The organism is Novosphingobium sp., from assembly GCF_019748365.1.
In the GTDB taxonomy this organism is placed as follows: Bacteria; Pseudomonadota; Alphaproteobacteria; order Sphingomonadales; family Sphingomonadaceae; genus Novosphingobium.
Window position 1 is genome coordinate 1 of the sequence record NZ_JAIEPN010000038.1, and the last position, 4,071, is coordinate 4,071.

A 4,071-nucleotide genomic window follows, 5' to 3' on the forward strand; every position below is an offset into this window, starting at 1 on the left:
GCGATCAGCCACTCGTCGGTAATGATCCCGGCATGATCGTAATCGCGTCCAGCCACTTCATCTGCCTGCGGCGTCTGGTGGAAATCCGCGACCCGGATCAGCGAGGATTTGCTCGCCAGTTGGCGTACATGATCGCGCATGGCATGGGTGGCCCGGTCATGCGTGCCGTGCAGATAATGCACCGGGACATCGACGTCGCGGGCGACCAGAGCTTCCAGCATGGCAACCATTGGCGTCAGACCAACACCGCCCGACAGCAGCACGATGGGCCGCTCCACATTATCTGCAAGGAAGAACTCGCCAGCGGGCGCGGCAACCTTGAGAACAGCGCCCGTGCCGGCCTTTTCATGCAACCAGCCCGACGCCAGCCCCATCGGCTCACGCTTGACAGATATGCGATACGTTGCCCCATTCGGGGCGGACGAGATCGAATAGTTGCGCTTCACCGGCGGATGGCCGTCGATTTCGAACCAGAAGGTCAGATACTGCCCGGGCTTGTGCTCCATGACCGGACTGCCATCAGCAGGACGCAGGATGAAGGACTTGATGACGCTGCTCTCCTCGATGATTTCCTCGATCCGGAAATCCCGCCAGCCATTCCAGCCACCGCCACTGTCCCGCTGTTCGGTATAGATGCGATCTTCGCGTGCAATCAGGATGTTGGCAAGGAACCAGTAGGCTTTGCCCCAGGCTTCGAGGATTTCGTCTGTTGCCGCATCGCCCAGAACGGCTTTGATCGCTCCCAGAAGCGCTTCGCCAACATGGGGGTAATGCTCTGGCAGGATTTGCAGACCGACATGCTTCTGGGCAATTCGCTCCACGGCAGGAGCGAGGGCGGACAGGTTCTCGATATTGCTGGCATAGGCCATTATTGCGCCGGTCAGCGCGCGCGGCTGTGCATCTGAAACGCCATGATGCGACTGGTTGAACAGATCCCGGATGTCCGGGTTCTTGAACATCCGCGAATACATTTCATGAACGATGTCGAGGCCGTGGGCTTCGAGCGCCGGAACGGTCGCCTTGACTAGAGCGATCGTCTGCTCACTGAGCGGCTGGGTCATACATAAACTCCGGTTGGTTGATCTGTGAGGTGGGAAAACAGGTCAGAAGGGCGGCTGGTCATAGAAATCGACCTGCATTTTCATGGTCCCTGTCGCGGTGACGAAATGAGGCTGCTTTGGCAGCACCAATCCCGGCTTGTCCGGTGTCAGAATGCCTTCCGAAGGTGGGTCGAGAATGATGAGCCTGAGTTCGCCCTCAAGCACCCGGATCACTCCCCACACGCCTTCCTTCGTGTCGTGGCGACGTCGAAGCGCCGCAGGGAGGGTGTCCTGATCGAAGATCGGGGTCGAGCGATAAGGCTTGATCTCTGCCATGATCAGGCTGCCTTGGGCTTTGGCTGGACGGTATCTTGCGCCCTGCCGAGCCGAAAGAACATGGCAAGTTGCAGGCTTTCAGCAATCCGCTCAGCCTTCGCCTGAAGAGCCTTGGCTGCATCGGGGAACATCAGATCATCGGTGGTGCTTTTCCAGAGGTTTAGCCAACGGCTGAACAGTGCCGTGGTAATCCGGTCGCGATGCTTCATATGGGCAGGCACGGGCTGCCCTTTGTAGCGCCCGCTTGTCAGCATGATTGACGACCAAAACGCGGCCAATTTTTCGAGATGTTCGGGCCAATCATCGATGGCATCGTCAAAAATCGGGCCCAGCTCGGCATCAGCCCGGACCCTCGCGTAGAAGGCTTCAACGAGGGTAGCCAACCCGTTTTCGGACAGATCCAGTCGTTCCATCGAGGCGACTCCAAAACATGCTCTAACGATGCATCTATACGGCCTGTAGAAATCATGCAATATAGATACATCATTAAGGTAACCAGATGCACCTGACGCGCTACACGGACTACGCCATGAGGGTTCTTCTCTATCTGGGACGGCAACCGGAAAATCTGTGCTCAATCGCCGAGATCTCTGGCGCCTACGTCATCTCCCAGAACCATCTCATGAAGGTGGTCAGCGATCTGGTGAGTGCAGGGTACCTGGATAGTGTCCGGGGACGCCATGGGGGTATCCGACTGGCCAGGCCACCAGGACAGATCAATGTCGGGGCCTTGATCCGCCACACAGAGCAGGACTTCGAGCTGGTGGAGTGCTCGTCATGCCTCATCGCTTCAGCCTGCGGTTTGACCAGCATGCTGGACGAGGCGCTAGCTGCCTTTCTCGAGGTTCTCAATGGCTATACGCTAGCCGATGTCCTGGCGCGTCAACCTGATTTTTCCCGGTTCCTGCATCAGACAGCCAAATCGTGATGGGCGGCTTGCCGGCACGTCGGTCTTGACCCAGTGAGCGATAAGCAACCATCGAATATGATCAATGACCTGCGCGAAGGTCAGATTGTCGATGGCGTAGTGAAACGCATCAAGCGATACGGCGCATTCATCGATCTTGGCGGCCTCGATGGCCTGCTACATATCACCAATATGAGCTACAAGAGGCTCAAGCATCCCGGCGAGGCTGTCAAAGTCGGCGACGTGGTCCGCGTCCAGATTCTTCAAATTGACAATGAGTTTCACCGCCTCTGGCTCGGTATGAAGCAACTGGAATGCGATCCATGGGAGCGTGCAAGCAGCAGGTACCCAATTGGCGGCAAGGTTCGCGGCGTAGTAACAGGCGTGACCAAATACGGTGCTTTCGTCGAGCTTGAATCCGGCATTGAAGGGCTCGCGCATGTTGCTGATATGAACTGGAGCAAACACTTCGCCGATCTCAGTGAGATCGTTTCGAATTTCCAGGAAGTCGCCGTCGTCGTGCTGCAGGTTGACACCGATAAGCGCCGCATCAGGCTTGCCCTTTGCAGTGATGGCTGAACCCATGTGCTGGGCATGTTCGAGCCGGGCACATCTCTTACTATTGTGGCCATGCTCACCAGCTCACCCTCGCTGCAAGCTAGAGTATCCGTGATGATCAAGCGTTAGATTTCTGCCAGCAGCGGTCTGCCTTGAGGAGAGCGTTTGCGGTGACGACAAGCTTTCGCATAACGGCGGTGCTGGCGATTTTGGCTGGCTTTCCGCGTTAGCGTCCGCGCTCGTGGTGTAATTTCCGGTGTAGGTGATGGTGTATTCCGGGGTGGGGCATGCCCCACCCCGGAATACGGCGTCGCTGTTGGCCACCGGGCTCATCGTTATGGTGGAGTTTGCACACTTCAACCGTGACGAAGAGGAGTTCCCGATGACCGAGGACAGATTACTGATCGAAGAGCTGGCTGCGAAGGGCGGCCAACCGGATTTTTTACGCACCATCGCCAAGAGCGTGCTGCAACTGATCATGGAGGCCGATGTTGACGGGCTGATCGGCGCGGGCTGGCACGAGCGCAGCGGGGAGCGCGCCACCTGGCGCAACGGCTATCGCGACCGCTCGCTGGACACTCGGGTCGGCACTCTCAACCTCAAGATCCCCAAGCTGCGAACCGGCTCCTACTTCCCCGGCTTCCTGGAGCCACGCAAAATGGTGGAGAAGGCGCTGGTGGCGGTGATCCAGGAAGCTTGGATCGGCGGGGTCAGCACGCGGCGGGTCGACTAACTGGTGCAGGCCATGGGCATGACCGGCATCTCCAAGTCCACGGTCTCCAAGCTGTGCAAGGACATCGACGAGCGCGTCCATGCCTTCCTGAAGCGCCCGCTCACCGGCGAGTGGCCCTACCTCTGGCTCGATGCCACCTATCTCAAGGTGCGCGAAGGCGGGCGGATCATCAGCGTTGCGGCCATAATCGCTATGGCCGTTAACACCGAGGGCCGCCGTGAGATCGTCGGCCTGCATATCGGCCCCTCCGAGGCCGAGGTCTTCTGGTCCGACTTCCTGAAAGACCTCGTCCGGCGCGGCCTGACCGGCGTGAAGCTGGTCATCTCCGATGCCCACGAGGGCCTCAAGGGTGCGATCACTCGCGTCATGGGCGCCACCTGGCAGCGTTGCCGCGTCCACTTCATGAGGAACGCCCTGTCCTGTCCGTCGTCAGAACATTTGGCACAACTCGCGGCGTAAATTAGCGGAGTGCGGGCCTCGTCCTGGGGTTGATATTA

General features: G+C 58.7%; 5 protein-coding genes and 1 pseudogene. 3 read left to right on the forward strand and 3 right to left on the reverse strand.

What is annotated here, in order from left to right:
- The 3 genes from hmpA to K5Q19_RS05710 all read right to left on the reverse strand — a co-directional run.
- A partial coding sequence (hmpA, locus tag K5Q19_RS05700) for an NO-inducible flavohemoprotein (RefSeq protein ID WP_292942091.1) occupies window positions 1–1,061 on the reverse strand: 1,061 nt, incomplete at its 3' end.
- A 42-nt stretch (window positions 1,062–1,103) separates the two neighbouring features.
- Entirely contained in the window at window positions 1,104–1,376 is a 273-nt protein-coding gene (locus K5Q19_RS05705) for a DUF1971 domain-containing protein (protein WP_066213579.1), read from the reverse strand.
- 2 nt (window positions 1,377–1,378) lie between these two features.
- Complete coding sequence (locus K5Q19_RS05710; protein WP_066213581.1) at window positions 1,379–1,789, reverse strand: group III truncated hemoglobin; 411 nt, start codon at window positions 1,787–1,789, stop codon at window positions 1,379–1,381.
- 86 nt (window positions 1,790–1,875) lie between these two features.
- Here K5Q19_RS05710 and K5Q19_RS05715 point away from each other — a divergent pair, with 86 nt between their 5' ends.
- The 3 genes and pseudogenes from K5Q19_RS05715 to K5Q19_RS05725 all read left to right on the forward strand — a co-directional run.
- Window positions 1,876–2,304, forward strand: coding sequence for an Rrf2 family transcriptional regulator (locus K5Q19_RS05715; protein WP_066213583.1), 429 nt, complete (start codon window positions 1,876–1,878; stop codon window positions 2,302–2,304).
- Between the two features lie 57 nt (window positions 2,305–2,361).
- A complete protein-coding gene (locus K5Q19_RS05720) occupies window positions 2,362–2,862 on the forward strand; it encodes a S1 RNA-binding domain-containing protein (RefSeq protein WP_066213585.1) in 501 nt (166 codons plus the stop codon).
- 361 nt (window positions 2,863–3,223) lie between these two features.
- Window positions 3,224–3,994, forward strand: a pseudogene (locus K5Q19_RS05725) (IS256 family transposase); the annotation flags it as partial.
- Window positions 3,995–4,071 lie beyond the last annotated feature (77 nt).

Coding starts and splice junctions, on each gene's coding strand:
- K5Q19_RS05705 (WP_066213579.1), bottom strand. CDS start 1,376: ATGGCAGAGATCAAGCCTTATCGCTCGACCCCGATCTTCGATCAGGAC.
- K5Q19_RS05710 (WP_066213581.1), bottom strand. CDS start 1,789: ATGGAACGACTGGATCTGTCCGAAAACGGGTTGGCTACCCTCGTTGAA.
- K5Q19_RS05715 (WP_066213583.1), top strand. CDS start 1,876: ATGCACCTGACGCGCTACACGGACTACGCCATGAGGGTTCTTCTCTAT.
- K5Q19_RS05720 (WP_066213585.1), top strand. CDS start 2,362: ATGATCAATGACCTGCGCGAAGGTCAGATTGTCGATGGCGTAGTGAAA.